General features: G+C 42.4%; 19 protein-coding genes. All 19 read left to right on the top strand.

Annotated elements, in window-relative coordinates; genetic code table 11:
* The first annotated feature begins 259 nt into the window (after window positions 1-259).
* Complete coding sequence (locus tag LJE72_RS04585; RefSeq protein ID WP_229246445.1) at window positions 260-1,414, top strand: methyl-accepting chemotaxis protein; 1,155 nt, start codon at window positions 260-262, stop codon at window positions 1,412-1,414.
* Window positions 1,415-1,585: 171 nt separating this feature from the next.
* Window positions 1,586-2,707, top strand: a complete 1,122-nt coding sequence (locus tag LJE72_RS04580) for a (Fe-S)-binding protein (RefSeq protein WP_229246444.1) — start codon at window positions 1,586-1,588, stop codon at window positions 2,705-2,707.
* 104 nt (window positions 2,708-2,811) lie between these two features.
* Complete coding sequence (gene tig, locus LJE72_RS04575) at window positions 2,812-4,167, top strand: trigger factor (protein ID WP_229246443.1); 1,356 nt, start codon at window positions 2,812-2,814, stop codon at window positions 4,165-4,167.
* Window positions 4,168-4,508: 341 nt separating this feature from the next.
* A complete protein-coding gene (locus LJE72_RS04570) occupies window positions 4,509-4,988 on the top strand; it encodes a GNAT family N-acetyltransferase (RefSeq protein ID WP_229246442.1) in 480 nt (159 codons plus the stop codon).
* A 1-nt stretch (window position 4,989) separates the two neighbouring features.
* A complete protein-coding gene (locus tag LJE72_RS04565; RefSeq protein ID WP_229246441.1) occupies window positions 4,990-5,835 on the top strand; it encodes a TIGR04282 family arsenosugar biosynthesis glycosyltransferase in 846 nt (281 codons plus the stop codon).
* A 179-nt stretch (window positions 5,836-6,014) separates the two neighbouring features.
* Entirely contained in the window at window positions 6,015-7,145 is a 1,131-nt protein-coding gene (locus LJE72_RS04560) for a (Fe-S)-binding protein (protein WP_229246440.1), read from the top strand.
* A 41-nt stretch (window positions 7,146-7,186) separates the two neighbouring features.
* Complete coding sequence (locus LJE72_RS04555; RefSeq protein WP_229246439.1) at window positions 7,187-8,149, top strand: DUF169 domain-containing protein; 963 nt, start codon at window positions 7,187-7,189, stop codon at window positions 8,147-8,149.
* Between the two features lie 60 nt (window positions 8,150-8,209).
* Window positions 8,210-8,995, top strand: coding sequence for an MBL fold metallo-hydrolase (locus LJE72_RS04550; protein ID WP_229246438.1), 786 nt, complete (start codon window positions 8,210-8,212; stop codon window positions 8,993-8,995).
* A complete protein-coding gene (locus LJE72_RS04545) occupies window positions 8,992-10,056 on the top strand; it encodes an NADH:flavin oxidoreductase (RefSeq protein ID WP_229246437.1) in 1,065 nt (354 codons plus the stop codon). The genes LJE72_RS04550 and LJE72_RS04545 overlap by 4 nt, the downstream gene beginning before the upstream one ends.
* Before the next feature lie 54 nt (window positions 10,057-10,110).
* Window positions 10,111-11,364, top strand: coding sequence for an ABC transporter substrate-binding protein (locus tag LJE72_RS04540; RefSeq protein ID WP_229246436.1), 1,254 nt, complete (start codon window positions 10,111-10,113; stop codon window positions 11,362-11,364).
* Window positions 11,354-12,223: an ABC transporter permease gene (locus LJE72_RS04535; protein ID WP_229246435.1), complete on the top strand. Its 870-nt coding sequence runs from the start codon at window positions 11,354-11,356 to the stop codon at window positions 12,221-12,223. The genes LJE72_RS04540 and LJE72_RS04535 overlap by 11 nt, the downstream gene beginning before the upstream one ends.
* Before the next feature lie 5 nt (window positions 12,224-12,228).
* Complete coding sequence (locus LJE72_RS04530) at window positions 12,229-13,035, top strand: ABC transporter permease (protein WP_229246434.1); 807 nt, start codon at window positions 12,229-12,231, stop codon at window positions 13,033-13,035.
* Between the two features lie 22 nt (window positions 13,036-13,057).
* Window positions 13,058-14,095 (top strand): ABC transporter ATP-binding protein, encoded by a 1,038-nt coding sequence (locus LJE72_RS04525; protein ID WP_229246433.1) that lies wholly within the window; start codon window positions 13,058-13,060, stop codon window positions 14,093-14,095.
* A 41-nt stretch (window positions 14,096-14,136) separates the two neighbouring features.
* Window positions 14,137-15,153, top strand: a complete 1,017-nt coding sequence (locus tag LJE72_RS04520) for an aminoglycoside phosphotransferase family protein (protein ID WP_229246432.1) — start codon at window positions 14,137-14,139, stop codon at window positions 15,151-15,153.
* A gap of 156 nt (window positions 15,154-15,309) precedes the next feature.
* A complete protein-coding gene (locus LJE72_RS04515) occupies window positions 15,310-16,299 on the top strand; it encodes a 2-hydroxyacid dehydrogenase (protein WP_229246431.1) in 990 nt (329 codons plus the stop codon).
* Between the two features lie 514 nt (window positions 16,300-16,813).
* The gene (locus LJE72_RS04510; RefSeq protein WP_229246430.1) at window positions 16,814-17,710 is read left to right on the top strand and encodes a nucleoside hydrolase; all 897 of its coding nucleotides are present in this window, start codon (window positions 16,814-16,816) and stop codon (window positions 17,708-17,710) included.
* A 212-nt stretch (window positions 17,711-17,922) separates the two neighbouring features.
* Entirely contained in the window at window positions 17,923-19,203 is a 1,281-nt protein-coding gene (locus LJE72_RS04505; RefSeq protein WP_229246429.1) for a radical SAM protein, read from the top strand.
* Window positions 19,204-19,271: 68 nt separating this feature from the next.
* Window positions 19,272-21,512, top strand: coding sequence for a molybdopterin-containing oxidoreductase family protein (locus LJE72_RS04500; RefSeq protein ID WP_229246428.1), 2,241 nt, complete (start codon window positions 19,272-19,274; stop codon window positions 21,510-21,512).
* A gap of 1 nt (window position 21,513) precedes the next feature.
* The gene (locus LJE72_RS04495) at window positions 21,514-22,068 is read left to right on the top strand and encodes a 4Fe-4S dicluster domain-containing protein (protein WP_229246427.1); all 555 of its coding nucleotides are present in this window, start codon (window positions 21,514-21,516) and stop codon (window positions 22,066-22,068) included.
* Window position 22,069: the final 1 nt, after the last annotated feature.

The following is a 22,069-nucleotide window of genomic DNA, read 5'->3' as shown; positions in this document are numbered from 1 at the left end:
ATTGAATAACCCAGGAATATAGCCAAAGCGGAGTTGGTCATTAAAGTTGGCATGTTTATTGCAATAAATATCTGACATATCAATGGCATAGGAAAGCAGATCTGTGTCACAAGGAAAAGAGGGTTGTGGACAAGGGTCAAAGTCTGTCGAAAATAGAATTTTCAGAGGTTTTATATTTGCCTTTTCTAAGTTCTGCAGTTAGTCCATTGAAGAAGTTGCCGGTAATTTGGTCAAGATGGCCGTTAATGGAGGGAAAAGTATGGAACAAATTAGAGTTCATGCCAGAGAAACGGAATTAATAAAAGCTCTCTTTTCTTTTGTGATTACAACGTATTCGGAAGGGGCTGTTTTCTTTCTGAGTGATTTAGAAAAAGTAACCTACCGAGTTTCTGAAAAATTTGAGGCGTTGAATGTGAATGTGGGGGATCCGATCAAGGCTGGGGGGGCGGCCGACCGAGCGTTGAAAAATAGAGAGGTAGAGGTTATTAAATATGATGCCAGTGTCTATGGTGTGAGAGTGATGTTTGTCAGCGGTCCGATCTGGGCCGATGATGACTCCAATGTCGAAGGAACCTGGGCTTTCGCCTTGCCACGCAGGCATCCACTTGCCAGCTCTTTTAAGTATTACGCTCCGATTCTGGCCAATCTCTTGCCTGAAGGCGGCGTGATGTTTATTAATGATAAAAAAGTGTACCGGCATAAGCAAGGATCCCGAAAATTTGATATTCAAAAAATACGGATAGAAGAGCCGGCTGACGAGCTTGCACTTCAAGCGGTGAAAACAGGCAGAGAATTTGTGACTGAAATCGATAAATCATATTATGGAATCCCGTCTTTAGTCACGTGTACCCCTATGTTTGATGAGGATACGGGTGAGGCCATCGCTTCTTTAGGGTTAATCCTGCCCCGTCAGCTGGCAACCAATCTTAAAGAAATGTCCAAAAAGCAAGGCGAGGGATTGACTGGAGTATCTGCCGCCATGCAGGAGATCACGGCGTCGGCCACCGAGATTAATCGGAACCAAAGTCACTTGAATACAGAAGTCCAGAACGTAAAAGTTTTAACGGACAATATTGATCAAGTCATGAGCTTCATTAAAGAGATTGCTGATCAGACCAATATGCTGGGGCTGAATGCTGCTATCGAGGCAGCCAGAGCTGGCGATTCGGGAAGGGGATTCGGAGTTGTAGCAGAAGAAATTAGAAAACTATCCGAAGAATCTCGAAAGACGGTGGTAAAGATTAGGGACCTTACGAAACAAATTCAAAACTCTGTGGGGAATACTACCGAATCTTCAGAAGTAGTACTGCAATCTATTGGAGAAATGGCAGCGGCCAGTGAAGAGGTCAATGCCAGTATTGAAGAGATGGCTAGCTTATCCGTAAGGTTGGATAAGTTGGCGGCCGAACTTTAGAAGGTGAATTGAAATGCTCTGTCATGCATAAGAAATATATTCTTGGACAGTTAATGATTAATTAAAGCGAAACAATTTGCCAATAACAGCCACTATGGAGTGGCTTCATCCGTTTGGTCCACTAATTACGAAAGAGCTTGATTGCAAGAGAAATCGAAGGTGAGATTTCAATTGAAGCAGGAAAAGAAGAACTGGGAAAAAGAGATTGCTGAATTATGTGTGAGTTGCGGGGAATGTGCTGAAAGTTGCCGCATCTTATCAGAGCTTGACATGTCACCAGGGAGTATTGCAGCAAGAGGTGTTGAATTTTATGAGGCCTATGGGTGTGCTCTCTGCGGTAAATGTGAGGCTGTCTGCACAGTCGGATTGAGCCCCTTTCGGATGTTTGGGCAACGACGAGTGGAGGCTGTTAAAAATGGTGAAATTGACCTCGATGAATACAAATACCTTTTCCCAGACCGGGGAGTTACGGTAATGAGCATTTTCAGGGATTACTATAGAATTGATTATTCTGAGCTTAACTACTCCTTGCCAGCAGATACGGCCTTTTTACCCGGGTGTACCATGTTGACTTATTCCCCTGAATTGACCAAAAAGGTTTACAAGACTTTAGCCCAGAAAAATGATAGTCCTTTGTTCTTGGCTGATTGTTGTGGAATTCCAATGTATCATATCGGTCTTCCCGAAAGAGGAGATAAGATTAAAGCAGACTTAAGAGAAAAGGCACGCCTGTTAGGGGTAAAGTGCCTTGTCATTGCTTGCCCAAATTGCTATTACCAATTTAAAAAAGAAGCGGCCTTTCAGGATATAGAAATCATAACAGTCTACGAAGCTTTACAAGACGAATTTATTCCAAAGCAAAGCTCTGAAGTATATGCTATTCATGATTCCTGTCCTGATCGATTTGAAGGAGTATACGGGAAGCAGGTCGGGGAGGCACTGGATCAGTTAGGTTATCAGAGAGTCGAAATGAAACATCAAGGTAGAGATTCTGTTTGCTGTGGAAGTAGCGGTCAACTCGGCCATTTTCGACCGGAATGGTCCACAGAGCATGAAGAGCAGAATTTAGAGGAAGCAAAAGAGGCCGGAGCAGATGTTTTATTGGCCTACTGTCATGCTTGCGTACTTAATTTTGGGAATATTGCCGAGAGTAAAATTAAGGTGCGTCATGCACTTAATATCTTACTTGGCTTCGAAGAGAACTATGAAGAAGTCAAAGGAAAGGCTGCTGCGATGTTTGAGGGAGAGGAAGGATATGAGCTTTATCTAAAACTATATGAAGATCCGGTATAAGGGATGGTTAGTTTATGCACTTTTAGGCATAAAAGAGTGAATAAGTAAATTGGATTAGGGTTGTAACCCGCATCATAATTATTAATTAGAAGGAGTAGGAACTCATGAATGCAACTTTAGAAAAGACGGAAAACAGTGAAGCTTACTTCGATTTTGTAATTGAAGCAGAAAAATTTGAAAAAAGTATTGAAAAATCCTACAAAAAAAATGCTAAGAACTACAATATCCCTGGTTTTCGCCAGGGGAGTGCACCTCGAGCAATGTTAGAATCAAAATTTGGACCGGAAATCTTTCTTGCAGATGCCATTGATTTTGTTGTGCCTGATGAATATTATGCTGCTATTAAGCACTTGGAGCTAAAACCAATTGGTGAACCCGATATTGAAGTGGGTTACATCCTAAAAGGAGAACCGATTAATGTCAAGGTTCGTGTGCCAGTTAAACCTGAAGTTATCCTTGGAAAGCTTGAAGGATTGGAGATATCGGTGCCAAAGATTAATGAAGTGACTGAAAAAGATATCGAGAAGTATTTGCAAGCCTTACGTTCGAAAAATAAAATAGTAATCGATAAACCGACTGAACCTGCTGTTCTTGGAGATACAGTAACTTTCGATTATAAGTGTACAGTAGAAGACAGCGATTCCGATATTGATAGCCAAGAAGATTTCAAACTAGTTCTTGGTTCGGACATTTTATTTCCCGGTTTCGAGGATAAACTACTAGGTGTGAAAAAAGGCGATAAGTTAAATGTTGAAATTAGCTTCCCTAAGGAATATCAAGTGCCACAATTGGCAGGTAAAAAGGCTCTATTCAAAGTACTTGTTAAAAAAATCGAAAACATTCAAATTAGAGAACTAAACGACCAATTTGCTCAGGAAATAGGAAACGTGAATAACCTGGAGGAATTGCGTTTAGAGACTAAAAAAGAGCTGCTTGAAATGGCTTACCAGCGTTCTTCAAATGAGCAAAAACAGGCTGTCATTAAAAAGTTAATGGATACGTGTGTGTTCTTCGTTCCCGAATCCGTAATAATGGAGCAGGCCCATATGATGCTTGAACAGTTCTCCAATGAATTGGCATCCCAAGGAGGAAGCGTAGAGCAGTATCTTCAAATGACTAATAGCAACCTAGCGATCCTCAAAAAGCAAATGTGGGAAGACGCCAAATTCTTAACCAAATCAAGATATATATTTGAAAAGCTTATTGAAGAAAGGGGTTTTGAGGTCAATGAGGAGGAATTAAATTACGGTCTTGAGTCCTTTGCTACTAGCATCGGCATGGATAAAGAAAATGCAAGAGAGAACCTAGGTCCACTAGTTGAGAAAGTGTTGTTTGATTTAAAAGCGGATAAAGCGGCCCAATATTTGATGGATCATGCAGTTATTTCGATTGCCGAAGAAGAGAGGGCTACTCAAATCCTCAAAGGGGATGCTGGTGAGTGCGCAACAATAGTAAAATGACAGGAATCGTCCCATTAGAAAAAACCTCCCTGTTTATATTAATTCGGGAGGTTTTTTCTAATGTTAAATGTCCCATGGTACAAAAAAATTAGAATATGGGTTAAACATTGTCTGATTTTCAGTAAGCCTAAGTAGTCTCAAAATGAAAAAAAACCCCAAAATGAAACTTAAATTAAGAAAACGTAAGACGCTGAAAAGTCTAAAATACGGCCATGGATGGTCGAATTACGCAGATTTTCGGGTTGGCATAATTCTTGCGTATTACCAAAGTTATAAGTCTTAGCGCTTAATTTTGCTGTTTCAACTATGACAAAAAAATTACTGGGGTACGAAAGTAGGAGATGATTGTGGTAGCTAGGATACTTTTTGCTGAACCACAGGATGAATTTGAGCTAAGTGAAATTCTCATGGAGTATGGGATGGGTTTTCCCGGTGAGATTGAAGATCAGGTAATCGTCAAAGAAAATGAAAGGGTAGTAGCAGGAGCCAAGGTTGTTGAGTATGAAAAGAGACGTTTTTTTCTCGAGGTACTAGGGGTTAAGCAAGACAGTCTCCGTCAAGGAATAGGGCGACTTCTTATGACAGAAATAGTTCGGAATCCATGGGAATGTTGTAAAAATCTTCTATCGCAATTTGAACCCCAGGAATCTTATCACATTACGACGGTAGCAAGAGGGTATGCAACTGATTTTTATATAAACATGGGGTTTAAAGCCTTTAGTTTTCTCGAATTACCAGAGCCATACAGAGAACAATGCAGTGAATGTCCGGACAAAGAGGACTGCAAACCAATCTCTATGAAATATATTGGAGGAATTTAAGATGAAAAAAGCGATCATTGTTTTTACCAAGGTGCCTAAAGTCGGAGTGTGTAAGACCCGTTTGACTGAAGCTCGCGGAGGAATTCTTACGCCCGAAGAAGCCAATGCGTTTTATCAAGCCTGTATTCTAGACGTCATTGATGTTTGTCTTTCTGTCGAAGAAGAGGATATTTGGATTTGTTATAACCAAGATGGAGATCGCTCATACCTTGACTCCATTTTGACCCAAGTTAAATATCCGCTGAGAATTGCCGGGGTTTTCTCAGATCAGGGAGGTAGCTTCGATGATTGCATGCAATATGCAACGGATTTTATTCTCAAATCAGGGTCAGACGAACGATTGGCAGATGCGGTACTCATAAGCGGTGGAGATTTACCAACATTGCAACTCCATATTCTCCGAGAGGCGCTAAACAAGTTAGAGAAACTTAGCCTCACGGAATCCGGACAAAAGGGCGCTATCCGCGAAGTTAGGGGAAGCGATGGCACGCTCATTGGGGCTTCCCTCGTGGAAGCAGCCTGCCAGGAAGGCGGTTTTTCTCTCGTAGGTTTAACCTGTACGACAAACTTTAATTTCAATAACGTATTTTATAATCTAAACGGAATCACAGCATTAGATATGCTGGTAACTAAGGCTGCCAAAGATGAAATTCCTTTTGGTTATGTAGAAATGGTTCCTGATGTGGATATCCCTGTAGACCTGGCAAGTCAGTTGCCAGTTCTTCAAGGTATAGCATTGGCAGCAAAGAACGACCCAGAGGTGATTGTCCCGCTAAGAACGATTAGTCTTTTAGATGATTTAGGCCTGAAATCTCACGCTTTACCCCCTGTGAGAGAAACCGTCTGACGATGATCCGGTTTTTAAGAGCCCCACTATATGGTTCTTCGTAAAACTTCAGGTGGGGTAGAGTCCCAATCTGAAGACCAGATGTTCAGCTTTGGTTGAACGAGTTCACTCATAACGCATAAGAAAGCCTTTCAGGAGAAAAGCATAGCTAATTAAGAAATGATAGAAGGGAGACATGTATGAGTTCTTCTCAGAAATTGAATAATGCCTGTCAAGAAATTGGTGACAATTGTCTTAATTGCGGACAATGCATTGCTGAATGTCCAATGTTGGAGCAAATTGGTGAAGATCTAGTCAGCATTGCCATGCGTCAACCCACTGTTGAGGAGGCCTATGCATGCTCTCTCTGTGGTTTGTGTGAGGCGGTATGTCCGGCTTCATTAAGCCCAAGAACTATGTTCGCTGAAGCAAGGACAAAAGCTGTTGAAGATAATGAGATTTTAATCGACGAATTTAAGTATATGTTCCCAGACCGAGATTTGAATGTAATGACTCTTTACCGAGAATTAAATGGCACTCATTACGAAGAATTTTCTCTTGATCAGCCTAGCCCCGTTGCTTTTTTCCCAGGATGTACATTACTCACTTATTCTCCGGAGTTAACAAAAGCAGCTTTTAATAACCTTAACCAAAGGTATCCAGAGCTCACGCTTCTGACAGATTGCTGCGGTAAGCCCTTGTATCAATTGGGTTTACAGAGGCGAGGAGATGACTATGCTAGTTATCTTATGGAGAAGCTTGAAAAGCTTAAAGTAAGATCACTGATTGTTGCCTGTCCAAGTTGCTACTATCAGCTTAGGCCTGCCGTGGGTGACCTGGGAATCACTTTAATGACCATCTATGAGGCTTTAGGTGATTCTCCTGTATTGAAAAAAACAGAGTCGGATCCATTGAAACTTGTGACAATTCATGATTCTTGTCCAGATCGTTTTGAAGAAATTTTTGCGAGCCAAACTCGCGCTGCTCTCAAGAAAAGAGGGTATCAGCTTGTTGAAATGGAGCATAGCCGGAAGACGACGGCTTGCTGCGGCAGCGGTGGTCAGGTTACGCACTTTCAACCTGAATTGGCAGATAATATGGTAAAGTCTCGTTTGGATGAAATTAAGCGTTCCGGTGCGAAAATTATGGCGTCCTATTGTTTGAGTTGTGTTCTGAATCTTAGTAAAAATTCCGGTCGTGTTCCAACAAAGCATGTCTTAAATTTGTTGCTTGATTTAGACCAGGATTTCGAGGGGCTGAAGAACAAGGCTAAAAGGATGTTTGATGGTCCGGAAGGAGAAAAACTTTGGGAACGGGTCATGGCAGACTAGTGGACGCTGGGTTAGAAGCAGCTGAGAGGAAGGGATAAAATTTGGATTACCAAGAGATGATGAAAATTTTCAAAGAGACTCTCTCACTTCGTTGGGATCCGGTGGCAGTGAGAATGATGAGACCTGGAGAAGAGAGACCTTCGCAGATGTTCGAACCACCTGTGCCCTTACGACATTGCCAATCGATTATTACGGCAAGACGAGGGAATTGTCTATATATGCCGCCTCGCAGTCACGCCTGTCCAGACGGGTCGGGTATCCTGGGCTTGGTAGAAATGTCAGCCAAGCTTAGATCAGGAGATCTATATCTCCTGTTTAAAAAAATGCCAAACATCGAAACCGCCCGAAAGATGATCAGCTCCCGCTCCGAATTTAAGGCTGGAAGCTATGAAGCGACCCTGCTTGCCCCTCTGGATAAAGCAACATTTGAACCGGATGTGGTGGTTTTTACCATATGGCCTGAGCAAGCGATGTGGCTCTGTTGTGCTCAAACCTATCATAATGGAGAACGCCAAGCCTTTAAAACCTCAGGGTTCAACTCGACATGTGCCGATTTGATCGTTCAACCAATGAATACAGGAGAAATGAATATTTCCTTTGGTTGTTATGGGGCTCGCGCTTCCAGTGAAATTGATGATTTTGAACTCTATCTATCCGTTCCGACTCATTTACTGGAACCTATGGCGCAATCTCTTCAGAAGTTAGCTCAGAAGAGTATACCTGAAGAGAGGAAGAAAATCTATCTTCACCCTGTTATGGATAAGATTGGTTCGAGGCGACCAGAGAGCAAAGGGGACAGTGCAGCGAGGGTAGAAATCTTTATTGACTCGGATCAGTGCCTTGGGGATGGCTTGTGTGTAGATTTTTGTCCTACCGGGGTATTGGAAATGGTCGAAAAGGATGGCCGGAAAGTGGCAACAGCTGTTCATCCTGAAGCTTGCAGTGCTTGTTATACCTGTGTCGGACAGTGTTCTGAACAAGCGATTCAGTTGTCCTATATTTAGAATAGTGTCCTTGAACTAGTTTACTGATATGCGTTTCTGAAGAATTCAGGAGGAACTAATATGACGGTTAGATTTCAGTTATTGGGAACCGGAGCCGGCCCGGGAGTGCCATCATTTTACTGTGACTGTATTGCCTGTCTGGAAGCTAAAGAAAAGCCCCACCTGGCCCGGACTCGCAGCGGGGCAGTCCTTGATATTGGACATGAAAGATTACTAATCGATGCTTCCCCCGATTTGAGAAGCCAGTTAATCAAAGAGCGGATCAAATCTCTGGATTATCTTTTTATCACACACTGGCATTATGATCATTTTGGCGGGATCGGAGACCTTGAATTCTATATTAAACTCAGCCGGAAACGACCCCTAAGGCTCTTCTTACCCCCTGGTTCAGTGGAGGAATTCCGGTCGGCTTACCCTTTTTTAGAGGATGTCTTTAAAATTGAAACCTGGGAATTTGAGCGGACCTATCAATTTGGAGAGGTAAAGCTCACTGGCTTACCGGCCAGGCATAGTATCCCGACCGCGGGTATTCTTCTGGAAGCGGAAAAAAGAGTAGCTTATTTCACAGATACATCTGGATTGCCGGAGTCAACAGCCGAGAGAATTCAAGGGGTTGATGCTTTGATTTGTGATTCAACCTTTCATGGGGAGAATTGGTATCCCCATAGCCATATGTCCATGGTCGAAGCCATCAAGTTAGGAAATATGGTTAGAGCTGAACACACGATTCTCACGCATCTGGCGATGCATTACAGTACACCAACGACGGTTGCCCAAATCGAAGCAGAGCTTGAGAGCTATCCTAATGTGTCCTTAGCTTATGATGGGATGTTGATAGAACTATGAGTCATTTATTTTCTCCTCTCCAAATCAGAAATCTTTTCCTTAGTAATCGTATAGTGATGCCTCCTATGGCACTTGATATTGCCACAGAAAAAGGTGAAGTTACTTCCAAATTAATAGACCATTATTTACTTCGAGCCCGTGTATATCCCGGGCAAGATCCGACAATGAAATGGCGGGGCAGGGCGGGGCTGGGGCTTATCATAGTCGAACATGCCTACGTTAATACCAAAGGGAAAGTTCATCCCCAGCAGTTGGGAATTCATAAGAATTCAATGGTCGATGGGTTGAAGAAACTTGTAACTATGATCCATAAGGAAGGGGTACCGGTGGGAATCCAAATCAGTCATGCCGGAGCCAGAGCTCTTCACTCGCCCTCTGCTCCTTCGGGGATACGATCTCCTTATCTTTCTCGATTTGGTCAAAAGCAAGAAGAGACCGGAAATCCTCCCAGTGAATTAAGCAGAGAAGAGATCAGAAGAATCGTTGCTGACTTCGGAAGAGCTGCGCGGCGAGCAAAACAGGCAGGATTTGATTTCGTCGAGATTCACGGGGCACATGGTTATTTGTTGAACCAATTTTATTCTCCTTTGACGAATGTACGTGGGGATGAATATGGTGGAACTTTAGAACGACGCTTACGGTTTCCACTTGAAGTTATAAGCATCGTGAGAAAAGCAATTGGAGTAAATATGCCCTTATTTTATAGACTGGGAGCTGATGATCGCTTATTTGGCGGGAATCATATCCATGACAGTGTAGAAGCCACTCCCCGGCTTGGAGAAGCAGGCATAGATTGTTTGGATCTATCAGGAGGGCTCTGCGGGTATCTCAAGAGCGGACCTGAAGGATTCTTTACCTATATGGCAAGAGCGATAAAACCAGTGGTTGATATTCCGGTAATGGTAACAGGGGGAATTAAGACACGGTCAGCGGCGAATGAGATAATCACTAGTGATACTGCGGATTTAGTAGGGATCGGAAGGACTTTACTGACAGATCCCGCTTGGGCTGGGAAAGTGTGGCAGGAAAGTCACTCGCGCAGAGAATTTATATTTAGTTGAAAGAGTTCAATGGTTATGAGTTATTCAGTAAAAAGAGAGAAGGAAGATAGACCAGTGAAGAAATTATTGAGGATACTTCTGACGCTTAGTGTGCTGTTGACAGGATGTGCCAGCAATTCGTCTGTGCCAACCCCAGGCCAGGTTCAAAATAATCCCCTGGATAAAGAGTGGACGACTATTCTGTCAGAGGCCAAGGGGACTACGGTGAATTTTTATATGTGGGGCGGGGATGAGCGGACTAACACATGGGTTGATGCAGTTGTAGCGAGTTCCATGCTGAAGGAATATGGGGTTAAGGTGAATCGCGTTCCCATGGGGCCGGATGAGTACTTGAATAAGCTCATCGGAGAGAAACAAGCGAACAAGCAGGAAGGCTCTATCGACCTCGTATGGATCAATGGAGAAAATTTCCGTACAGCTCGTCAGGCCAACTTGCTTTGGGGACCCTTTGCGGATAAAGTCCCCAACTATCAAAATTACGTCGATAAAACGGCACCGGATATTGCTAATGATTTCGGATTCCCTGTTGAAGGATATGAAGTTCCTTACGGAAAAGCGCAATTCGTTTTTGCCTCTGATACGACTAAAGTAAAGAATCCCCCTAAATCCAGCGCTGAACTGCTGGAGTGGCTAAAGAAGCATCCAGGAAGATTTACTTATCCGGAATTGCCGGATTTCACAGGAAGTGTTTTTGTCAGGCAATTGATGTATGAGCTGTGTGGAGGTTACCAAGCTTTTCCTTATACAGAACAAGTGAATAAAGCAACACTTAATAAGCAGTTGCAACCTTTGTGGGATTATTTAGGAGCTGCTAAAGGCTACCTATGGCGTCAAGGAAAAACTTACCCATCTTCCATTGCGGCATTGCACCAACTCTTTGCTGATGGAGAAGTAGACATTACGATGTCCTACAATCCCGCTATTTTTTCAGGGATGATCGAGCAGGGACTTTTGCCCAATAGCGTACGCACCAACCTATGGAATAACGGGACGATCGGAAATACTCACTTCCTGGCGATTCCTTTCAATGCTGCCAACAAAAATGGGGCGCTAGCCTTAGCTGATTTTATGTTGAGCCCTGAAGCTCAATTAAGTAAGTATGAACCTAAGAATTGGGGAGATTTAATCTCTCTTGATGTAAATAAGCTGGATCCTCAGTCACTTAAAGACCTTGAAGGGATAAACCCCGGAATTGCCACTCTCTCAACGGAAGAGCTTCAGACTCATCGACTCCCGGAAATCTCAGCAGCCTATATACCGGTTATCGAAGAATTGTGGAAAGAACAGGTCATCCAAAGTGGTCAGTAGAGATTCGTTAAAAGCGTATCTCTATCTCACACCGGCCTTGTCTGTTATTCTTATTTTCTTCTTGGGGGGCTTTATCTTAGCATTTATCCAGAGCTTAGGTTATTTTCCAGCTATCGGACAAGAGGATTTAACCTTTAAGTATTATCGGGAAGTGTTAAATAAACCGGAGTTTTTCAAATCTCTTAGCTACACCTTTTATATTGCCCTCCTTTCCACAACCATAGCCACGGTCAGCGGAACATTTCTGGCTTATTACCTGTTAAGGACTTCGGTTAAGAAGAGTTTTATAGCGTTCCTTTATAAATTCCCAATTGCTGTGCCTCATCTAGTCGTGGCTCTGATGATCGTCTTTATTCTCTCCCAAGGAGGAATCCTCTCCCGTCTATTACTAAAAGGAGGCTTAATATCAGATACAGCCTCCTTTCCAGCTTTTTTTTATACACAAAATGCTCTGGGAATTATTCTGATCTATATTTGGAAGGAAATACCCTTTGTGACTTTTATGGTTTATACCGTCATGAGAAACATCCACACAAAGTTAGGAGAAGCGGCCCAAAATCTCAAAGCTTCACCGGGGCAAGTATTCTTCCACGTTATCCTCCCTTTAAGCATGCCAAGTATCATATCTGCTTCTGCGCTTGTGTTTGCTTATTCCTTTGGTGCCTTTGAAGTACCTTATTTATTAGGTGCAACTTATCCCAAGACCATGCCGGTCTGGGCCTACCTGAATTTCATTTCTGCAGATCTTTCCGCTCGACCGATTGCCATGGTGATTAATATGATCGTATCACTGGTTTGTGCGGTCTCAATTTTTATCTATTATTTGTCGGCGAAAAAGTATCTAAGGAAATGGAGTTAGAAAAAATGGATAGATCAAAGGCACTGGGCCACATAGTCTTAGTCTCAATTCTCTTAGTCCTGATCCTTCCTTTTCTCGTCTTAATTATTTGGTCTTTTAGTCAAGGTTGGGCATCAAACGCCCTGCTGCCCAACGAATTCGGCTTAAGAGGATGGAGATATCTGTTTTCTCAACAGAGCAGGATGCTCTCAAGCTTGGGAATGAGTATTCTCATTTCCCTGGTTGTCACTGGATTTGGCATGATACTCAGTATTCCGGCAGGGAAAGCCCTGGGCTTATACATTTTTCCGGGAAAAAGACTTATCGAACTATTAGTACTTGCACCGACGATTATTCCAACCATCGCTGTTGGGATGGGAATTCAGATTGCTTTTATACGCTATGGGCTGGCAGACACTCTCCTCGGAGTCATTTTAGTGCATCTGCCGCTTGTGCTGCCCTACGGCATTAGGATTTTTGCCAGTATTTATAAAGCTTTAGGAACGAAATGGGAAGATCAGGCCAAGATCCTCAAGGCGAACGGGTGGCAAAGATTTTGGTTTACATCCCTCCCGTTTTTGTATCCCGGCATGATTTCTGCAGGAGTCCTTATGTTCAACGTTTCTTTTAGTCAGTATTTTCTCACCTATCTTATTGGGGGAGGGAAAATCATGACCCTACCCATTTTGCTATTTCCTTTTGTCAACTCGGGTGATCGAGTGATGGCTTCCGGTTTAAGCTTGATTTTTATCCTGTCCTCTCTAATCCTAATGCTTATTATAGAACGAGTTATCACTGACTCCGAAGAAAAAACAAACGTTTACTACCTGTAAGTGGAGAAATAGGAGAGAGCTTATGGCAAAGATTAGGTTAAATGACCTGACCAAGACCTATCAAGGAAAGCCTGCCATCGAAAAAATCTCGATGGAAATCGAAGCTGGGGAACTCATGGCTCTTGTGGGACATTCCGGCTGTGGTAAAACGACGATGTTAAGACTGATCTCTGGACTCATTCAGCCGGATCAAGGAAGCATCTGGATTGACGGGCTTGACGTGACTAAGACTAAGGCTGAAAAACGGGATGTTGTTATGGTCTTTCAGGAAAACTTACTGTTTCCTCATCTCACCGTTGCAGAAAATATAGCTTTCGGCATGAGAATGCAAAGGTCTCCCAGAAAGAAAAGAATGGATAAAACCCGGGAGTTGTTAGACCTTATGCAGCTGCCTGATCTGGAAAAAAGGTATCCTTCTCAGTTATCCGGTGGGCAGCAGCAACGTGTTGCCTTGGCCCGTGTCCTCGCTCTGGAACCTAAAGTTCTTCTTCTCGACGAACCCTTATCCAATCTTGACCCAAAACTGAGAGATGATCTACGAGATTTAATTCTCAAACTCCATAAAGACTTCAAAATGACGACGATTCTCGTGACCCATGATCGAGATGAAGCGATGATGATGGCAGATCGGATCGCTGTGCTGTATTATGGGAAACTCCTTCAGATGGATAAACCCATCAATATTTACAATAAACCGGTTTCCCGCGAGGTTGCCAGCTTATTTGGACAATGCAACTTTATCCCGGGATTATTGAAGGATGGAGTGTTCCAGACGGAGGGGTACCGATTTCGCGTTCCGGCACTGAAAAGAGGCGGTCGAGTCGAAGCTTGTGTACGGAGTGAACATATAAAGGTTGTAAGACCGGAAAATGACAGACCTATGGGAGTGATTACAGAAAAGAAATATGTTGGGGGGCAAAGCATCATAAAAGTTGCGGTAGGTAATTTGATTTTCATCGCTAGGGGAAGCAACTACTTTGACTTAGAAATTGGCAACCAAGTAGGCTTGGATATTGATTGGACCCTTGTTTCTTTTAATGGTCTAAAAAATCAAGCCTGATTTGCTTAGATGCAGGTGGTATGGAAAGGAGAGTAGATTGAGTGCTTAATGAACAACTCCGCCAACATGTAGAGGAGTATGTAAGTAGTCAAGGGTTTAAGGATTCTATGAATCTGCAGGGTATAGTGAAGGTTAAGTACTTAGCTCAAGGAGAGTACAATCTTAATTATCTCCTTGAAACCTCAGAAAAAAACTATGTATTTAGAATTAATACAGCGAGTCAAATGAACCTTTCCAACCAAATCAACTATGAGTATCAAACCTTAGAATTGCTAAAGCATTCTGGAGTAACCCCGAAACCCTACTTCCTTGATGATAGCCAGAATGATATTCCCTATGGACTCCTCGTGATGGAGTATCTTCCGGGAGAACCCTTGAATTACCGCACAGATCTGACTCAAGCTGCGCTTACCTTCTCCAGAATTCACAGTCTGCCGTTTCTCCCTGCCGAGCTTGATTATTTAGTTAAAGTGGAGGGCCCCTTCTCTGCAATTAACCAAGAAGCTAAAGATTTATTAACCCACTATTTTGACTGTCCACAAGCCAATCCACAGGTTAAGAAGCTGCTTGAAGAGGTTTTATTACATGCTGAAGAAAAAAAGAAAGAAGAGATCTACTTTCAGAAAGAACCTTGGCGTGCTGTCATCAATACAGAGGTCAATTCTCATAATTTCATCGTGAATAAGGAGTTACAGAGTTGCCACCTTATCGACTGGGAAAAACCAATCTATGGTGAACCAGCCCAAGACCTAAGTATGTTTCTGATCAGGACAACAACCTTGTGGAAGCGTAATTGCGTCTTGAGCAGAGAGCAAGAGGAGCAATTCTTAAGGAGTTATGTTAAGAAAATCCCCCTTTGTCCCCAGATTGAAACCCTTAGAGATCGGGTGGAGAGTTTCAAGTTTTTCAATACCTTACGAGCTGTTTCCTGGTGTGCCATGGCCTGGACGGAATATACAAAGCCTGGGCGGGCCTTAGTCAATGGAGATACCTTTGAGAAGATTGAAATGTATCTGGAAGCATCCTTCATTAAATCATGTTTTTCGGCAGTTTTTTAAGAGTATTACATTCTAAAGAAATGGTTGTTTTTTACGAATTAGCAGGAAAAATCACGATAGATGTCTAATGTCTGCAAAGTTGTGGTGAAAAGTATAAAAAGCGATCCTATGAGCTTAGGGATATTGGTAATAAATAAAGATGAGGAAGGGATAATCTTGAAAATAATTATTTTTGTAGACCCAAATAGGATAGAAAAATATAAACAATATTGTGATATACCTGAAAACCTGGAACTAATTTATTTGAGTCAATCTACCAGCGATGCGGAAGTTCTTGAGTGTGCTAAAAATGCCGATTTTATCTTTGCAGATGCCATAAAAGAGATTAGCGGATATTTAATTCCAAATATGCCGAATCTGAAATTGATTCATTCAGAAGGTGTAGGTTTTAACAGAATTGACATCGAAGCAGCAAAAAGAAACGGGATTTATGTCTGTAATAATCCCGGCGTAAACTCTGGTGCAGTGGCAGAACAAACCATTATGCTCATGTTGGGATTACAACGCAAATTGATCTGGGGAGACCATATGGTGCGAACCGGTAAGCAGATCGAGGCCAAAGAAAGCCAGATACTTGAAGGGATCACGGAGCTGGGGGATTGTCATGTGGGACTTATAGGTTTTGGAGCCATTGCCAAAGAAACTGCAAAAAGGTTGATTTCATTTGGGACAAAAGTGAGCTACTATAGCAGAAGAAGGGATTCCCAAGAAATGGAACAGGAATATAATGTTGAGTATATGCCTCTGGAAGAATTAATCAGCAAATGTGATATTATCAGTCTTCATGTTCCAGTTACGGATGAGACGAAAGAGATGGTGAACAAGGATTTCCTAAATAGAATGAAACAATCAGCATTGCTGATCAATACATCAAGAGGTGAACTTGTTGATCAGGAGGCTTTGAAAGAATCATTGATCCAAGGGAAAATAGCAGGGGCAGGTCTTGATACCTTAACGCCTGAACCGGTTACGTTAGAAAATCCATTGCTTACGCTACAGCCTGAAGCAAAAGGCAGGGTGATCTTTTCACCACATATTGGTGGTACGACAGAAGGTGCCTTTCGTAAAATGCATCAGGGAGTTTGGAACAATGTAAGGCGTGTCATAAATGGGCAAAAGCCTGTAAATATTGTGAATGGATCGTAATGGGGAATTTTAATACCATCCCTAGGGGCCGTCCTGAAAAATCAGTCCCCAAAAACCAAAGTGGTTACTGCAATCAAAAAGCGTTCTCATTTCACTGTCAAAGTGGAGTAAGAACGCTTTTGTTTTCTTGTTATAGTAGCAAAAGTGGGGGTGTGAAAATGACATTCCTAAGTTTTAGGACAGAATCGTGTTATGATTCTGTTTTTGAATCATTGCCGGACAATTGTCTCGAAATGAAAGAATGAACCCAAAACGAAACTATTTAGAGTACGTAAGACGGAAGAGAAACAGCAGAATTGGGCAATAGCGAGAGATTTACGCCGATTCTCGGCCTGGCATGATTTTTGCATATCTTTATGAAGTATATATATGACTTCGACACTTAAATATTATTGATTCGCTTAAAAAGTTATCAGAATCCATGGAAATGTTTTAAAATCCCCTATCAGAATTTGAACCCGAGGAATTTATATCATTACTAAACTACTAATTGTAAAAAGAGGAGAAAGTTGACATGACAAGAAAAATTATCTTTGACTGCGATAATACGATGGGGGTTAAAGGGTGTGACGTGGATGACGGGTTAGCTTTGTTGTATCTATTAGGCCAAGATACAATAGAGATTTGCGGGATAACGACTACGTATGGAAATAGTGATGTTGAGACGGTGTTCTCAAATACGACTACCATGCTTCAAGAGATAGGTAGAGAAGACATTCGAGTACTCAAGGGATGTCCGAACAGGTACAATAGAGAAAGTGATGCCGTTAATTTCATTGTTGAAACCGTTAATTCATTTCCAGGAGATATTTCGATTCTTGCTACAGGATCATTAACAAATATTTATTCTGCCTATATTAAGGATCATAATCTCTTCGCTAAGATATCTGAGATTGTTATGATGGGTGGAATAACTGAAAAACTAAGTATTAATGGAAAAATTATGGATGAACTTAATTTTTCATGTGATCCTACTGCTACTGAGTGGATATTAAAAGAGGGTAATAACATTTCGATTTTAACCGGAAACAATTGTCTTGATGCTTTCTTTCCTGAAACGGATCTAAATGCGAGACTAGAGAATAGTAATAACCCGTTTGCCTATTATATTAAGAACAAATGCATGTGCTGGTTTAAAGATATGATGGCTGCTTTCAATATTGATGGATTCTATAACTGGGATGTAGTAGCTGCAGCCTTTCTGGTCCATCCTGAATTATTTATACCCAAGCCTTATTGCGCTAGTCTAAATCCAAAGGACCTTGAGCGAGGGCTATTAAAAAATTCCCATAAAGAAGCACCAGCTTGCTGCTTTAATACCCCTTACATACGTGACATAAATGCATTTAATGAAAATATCTACAATTCATGGATGAATATGAAGGCTAACATAAAGATCAGCCAAAATTGAGGAAAGAATGAAAGGCATTATTCAGTTCTAAAAAGACAATTATTTCGCAAAATGACACAATCGGTAAGTTTGGTATGAAGACCCATGTCGTGGAAAGCGCTTAATGGCAATGGGCGGATTGAAATTCCTTTGAATATCCAGCTTGGCATCGTTTTTGCAATAGTATGTGATTATAAGTTCATTCGATGAAGAAAGGAGGTAGTAAGTAAATAATGCAAATATTAAACGCTATTACAGCCAATGAATATACACAAAGTGTTTGCCCTACCTGTCTGCAAACTATAGATGCTAAGATTGTTATTAAAGATAACCTTGTTTATCTTCAAAAAGAATGTTCTGAACATGGACCCTTTTCTGTCTGTATTTGGCCGGATGCTAAACACTATCATTGGATGAAATCCTTCCGCTTCCCTTTTAATCCATTAAAATCCCAACAGCCTTCAAAAAAAGGATGCCCTCAGGATTGTGGTCTGTGCTCAAGCCACCTTCGGCACGCTACTTTAGTTGAAATTGAAGTTACCGATAGTTGTAATATGAAATGCCCTGTTTGTTTCATGTCAGCTGATACCACTGTCAGACAGGCAATCAATCCAAATCTTGAAGATCTTGAAAAACAATATACAAAGATTATGGAGAAGACCAGTCCGTTAACCAGCATTCAGTTGACGGGAGGAGAACCAAGTACACGAAGAGATTTAGCGGAAATTGTAAGATCGGGTAGAAAAGTAGGATTCCAGGCAATTGAAATTAATAGCAACGGGATCGTCATTGCTAATGACCTTGAATATTTAATAGAATTAGCGAATGCAGGTGCAAGTGGAATATATCTACAATTTGACGGCTTGGAAGACGCTATATATGAAAAAACTCGCGGTAAAGACCTACTAAAGTCAAAACTGAAAGCCCTGGATAATTGTCGAAAGGCCGGAATACAAGTTGTCTTGGCCATGACTGTAATTTATGGAATTAATCATCATCGCTTGGGCGATGTCCTGGAGTTTGCTTTAGAGAATAATGATGTGGTTGCCGGAATTGCTCTTCAACCTGCCTTTGTTTCAGGGCGTTTTGAGGTCACGGCGGGACGTCGTCTATCAATGGGAGACGTAATTTTCATGCTGGCCAAACAGAGCAAGGGACTAATTCAACCATATGACTTGTGGCCGCTGGGTTGCGCACATCCCTTATGCGATAGTGGTACCTATCTACTCGAAAAGGAAGGTATCTATGAACCGATCACACGCCGGATAACACCTGAAGACTTCAGCAGCCACTTCGATCCAGACAGTCCACAAGGATCAGTCTTTACTGATATTGCGGACAAAATGTTTCCTGAGTCCCAGAGAGGGCTTTCCATAATCATCATGAATTTCATGGATGCAATGACCATGGATCTAAAGCGCCTTAAAGAATGCAGCATGGTGGTATCTAAACCTGACGGCAGTTTCGTCCCCTTCTGTTCATATCAGCTGAATCCGTTAGACTGCGAGGAATAAATATTTTTAGATTTTGCCCTAATTTTGAAAAGACATTTATAAAAATTCTATTTTTTTGGAGGGTTTAGATGAACAGAAACGTTGATTTGGAACAAGAAGGCATAGAAATAAAAAAATCATGTTGCTACTTCTGTCACGAGAACTGCGGCGTTTTAGCTTACGTGAAAGATGGCAAAGTAATAGCCATCGAAGGTGATCCCGAATTTCCGACGAATGCAGGTGGATTGTGCTGTCGAGGAAATATTGCCTTAAAACACATTGATCATCCTGCCCGGATCAATTATCCACAAAAACGGGTTGGTAAAAAGGGCGAAGGAAAATGGGAAACGATTTCCTGGGATCAAGCTCTTAGTGAAATTGCGGCTAAACTCACCCAAATCAAAGATGAATCCGGGGCTGAAGCTGTGGCCACAGCCGGTGGTACGGCACGTACGGATGACTGGGCTCGTCGTAGGTTTATGAATCTTTTCGGCAGTCCAAATGGATTTCACAACGCTCATCTCTGCTGGATGCCAACCTTCATGATAGAAACGGCAATTTGTGGTTGGAGTCCCTTTGACTTGGACATGGGTAACAGTCGCGTCATAATTTTATGGGGACAGAATCCCGGAGCTTCAGGCATGCCGGCAATGCACCATCTTACAGAGTTACAGAGAAAAGGGCTGAAAATAGTTGTGATAGATCCGCGTTATACCGAAACAGCGGCAAAAGCAGATTTGTGGCTGCCTCTTCGTCCCGGTTCAGACTGTGCTCTGGCTTTAGCAATGTTGCATGTTATTATCTATGAAGGTTTAGCCGATGATGCCTTTATTGCAGAGAATTGCGTAGGCTACGAAGAACTGGCTACCCATGTGGCAGACTTCTCTCCGGAATGGGCTGCTCCACTTACTTGGCTTACTGAAGAACAAATCAGAGAAGTTGCTACCATCTACGCCACAAACAAACCAGGCAATATCCAATGGGGGACTACGCTGGATCAGCAGGGTAGAACAGCCGGAGGAGCCATTCATGCACGTGCCTTATTAAGAGCAGTCACCGGTAACCTGGATAGAATCGGATCAGATCTCTTGTCAGGTCCCAGTTTAGATTCTATTACGGAAGAAGAGATGGAATGCAATGAATATCTGACCGACGAACAAAAAGCAAAGCAGATCGGCTCAGATCGCTTTAAACTTATGACCTGGCCGGGATATAGCAAAATTGCGGAAAATACAAGGAAAGTTTGGGGCAAAGCACCTACCGCAGAATGGATGTGTGAAGCTCACCCCCCCTCAGTCTTTAATGCAATTCTTACGGGCAAGCCTTATTCGGTGAGGGCATTGCTGGTCTCAGCTACCAACCCCGTTAACTCCTATGGAAACAGCAAAGTGGTTTTAGAGGCCTTAAGAAAGGTAGAATTCATGGTAACCTGTGATTACTGGATGACCCCCACAGCGGCTCTTTCCGATTATGTTCTGCCGATAGCCGGTGCTCTTGAACGCCCGACCATGACCACTGTCTATGGGTGTGCTGACTTTATTCTTGCTTCCCAACGCGCCATACAGCCTATGTATGAAAGACGCAATGATTATAACTTCTGGAAAGATCTGGGAATACAATTAGGGCAAAAAGAAATGTGGCCTTGGGAAACTGTCGAAGATGCTTACCATTACAAATTAGAACCATGTGGGTATGGTCTCGACACCTATGACGAGTTTGTTGAATTTTACCGTTTCCACTTTCCTGAAAGGGAATACAACAAATCTCAAAGGCAAGGTTTTGCTACACCTTCAGGAAAAATTGAACTTTATTCCAGCGTCTTGAAAGACCTGGGGTATTCTCCCTTACCGGAATACGTTGGTCCCGTAGAAAATGAGATAGATCATCCGGAATTGGCAAAAGAATATCCGCTGGTTTTATCGACGGGTAATGGGTTTATGCCCTTCCACCATTCGGAACAATTCCAGATCAAAGACCTGCGTTACTTAAGACATGAACCCTATTTCCAAATAAATCCCGTGACCGCAGCAGAGTATTCTATTAAAGAAGATGACTGGGTTTGGATTGAAACCCAGCGTGGTCGTATGAAACAAAAAGCTGACTTAACCCAAGCCGTCGCTCCAAGGGTCATTATAACTCAGCGCGGTTGGTGGTTCCCCGAAAGAGAAGTCGTTGAACCGGATTTGGGTGGGTGCTTAGAATCCAATACTAATGTTTTGACTAGTACTAGAGACGAGGACTGCGACCCGATGAGCGGAACTTGGGCTAACAGAGGCTTGTTATGTAAAATTTATAAAGTTACGGCAACTGATGAAAAGGGGGGGAACTAACATGGCGCGTTATGCAATGGTGATAGATACACGTAGTTGTATTGGCTGCCACTCCTGTACAGTTGCCTGTAGAGTTCATAATAATCTTCCTGTCGATATGATCTATAATCCTGTAACGACAGTTGGTCCTACCGGGGTATATCCTAATTTGCACATGGCTCATATTCCTCTTTTATGCATGCATTGTGAACAAACCCCTTGTGTGAATTCCTGCCCAACCGGCGCATCCCAGAGACGGGAAGATGGGATTGTTTGGATAGAAGAGTCCAAGTGTGTGGGATGTAAGACTTGTGTCATGGTTTGCCCTTACGGTGCACGTGTTTCTAACCATGAAAAAGGAACTGTCCAAAAGTGCGATTTTTGTTTTGATCGAGTTGATAAAGGAAGTATCCCTCGTTGTGTCCAGAGTTGTCATCAAAAGGCTCGTATTTTCGGTGACCTAGATGATGAAACCAGTGAAGTCTTTAAACTAGTAAACGGGGAGCATGCGGTCCGCTTGCTGGATGATCTTGGGACTGAACCTTACGTTTTCTACATCTATGGATTGGAGGGATGAT

This window comes from Desulfosporosinus shakirovi (assembly GCF_020595055.1).
Lineage (GTDB): Bacteria > Bacillota > Desulfitobacteriia > Desulfitobacteriales > Desulfitobacteriaceae > Desulfosporosinus > Desulfosporosinus shakirovi.
This window is presented reverse-complemented; position numbering and strand designations above follow the sequence as displayed.

Excerpts from the sequence above, each read along its gene's own strand:
- LJE72_RS04585 (WP_229246445.1), top strand. The coding sequence starts at position 260 with ATGGAACAAATTAGAGTTCATGCCAGAGAAACGGAATTAATAAAAGCT.
- LJE72_RS04510 (WP_229246430.1), top strand. The coding sequence starts at position 16,814 with ATGACAAGAAAAATTATCTTTGACTGCGATAATACGATGGGGGTTAAA.
- LJE72_RS04570 (WP_229246442.1), top strand. The coding sequence starts at position 4,509 with ATGATTGTGGTAGCTAGGATACTTTTTGCTGAACCACAGGATGAATTT.
- LJE72_RS04545 (WP_229246437.1), top strand. The coding sequence starts at position 8,992 with ATGAGTCATTTATTTTCTCCTCTCCAAATCAGAAATCTTTTCCTTAGT.
- LJE72_RS04550 (WP_229246438.1), top strand. The coding sequence starts at position 8,210 with ATGACGGTTAGATTTCAGTTATTGGGAACCGGAGCCGGCCCGGGAGTG.
- LJE72_RS04530 (WP_229246434.1), top strand. The coding sequence starts at position 12,229 with ATGGATAGATCAAAGGCACTGGGCCACATAGTCTTAGTCTCAATTCTC.
- LJE72_RS04565 (WP_229246441.1), top strand. The coding sequence starts at position 4,990 with ATGAAAAAAGCGATCATTGTTTTTACCAAGGTGCCTAAAGTCGGAGTG.
- LJE72_RS04495 (WP_229246427.1), top strand. The coding sequence starts at position 21,514 with ATGGCGCGTTATGCAATGGTGATAGATACACGTAGTTGTATTGGCTGC.
- tig (WP_229246443.1), top strand. The coding sequence starts at position 2,812 with ATGAATGCAACTTTAGAAAAGACGGAAAACAGTGAAGCTTACTTCGAT.
- LJE72_RS04560 (WP_229246440.1), top strand. The coding sequence starts at position 6,015 with ATGAGTTCTTCTCAGAAATTGAATAATGCCTGTCAAGAAATTGGTGAC.
- LJE72_RS04525 (WP_229246433.1), top strand. The coding sequence starts at position 13,058 with ATGGCAAAGATTAGGTTAAATGACCTGACCAAGACCTATCAAGGAAAG.
- LJE72_RS04505 (WP_229246429.1), top strand. The coding sequence starts at position 17,923 with ATGCAAATATTAAACGCTATTACAGCCAATGAATATACACAAAGTGTT.
- LJE72_RS04500 (WP_229246428.1), top strand. The coding sequence starts at position 19,272 with ATGAACAGAAACGTTGATTTGGAACAAGAAGGCATAGAAATAAAAAAA.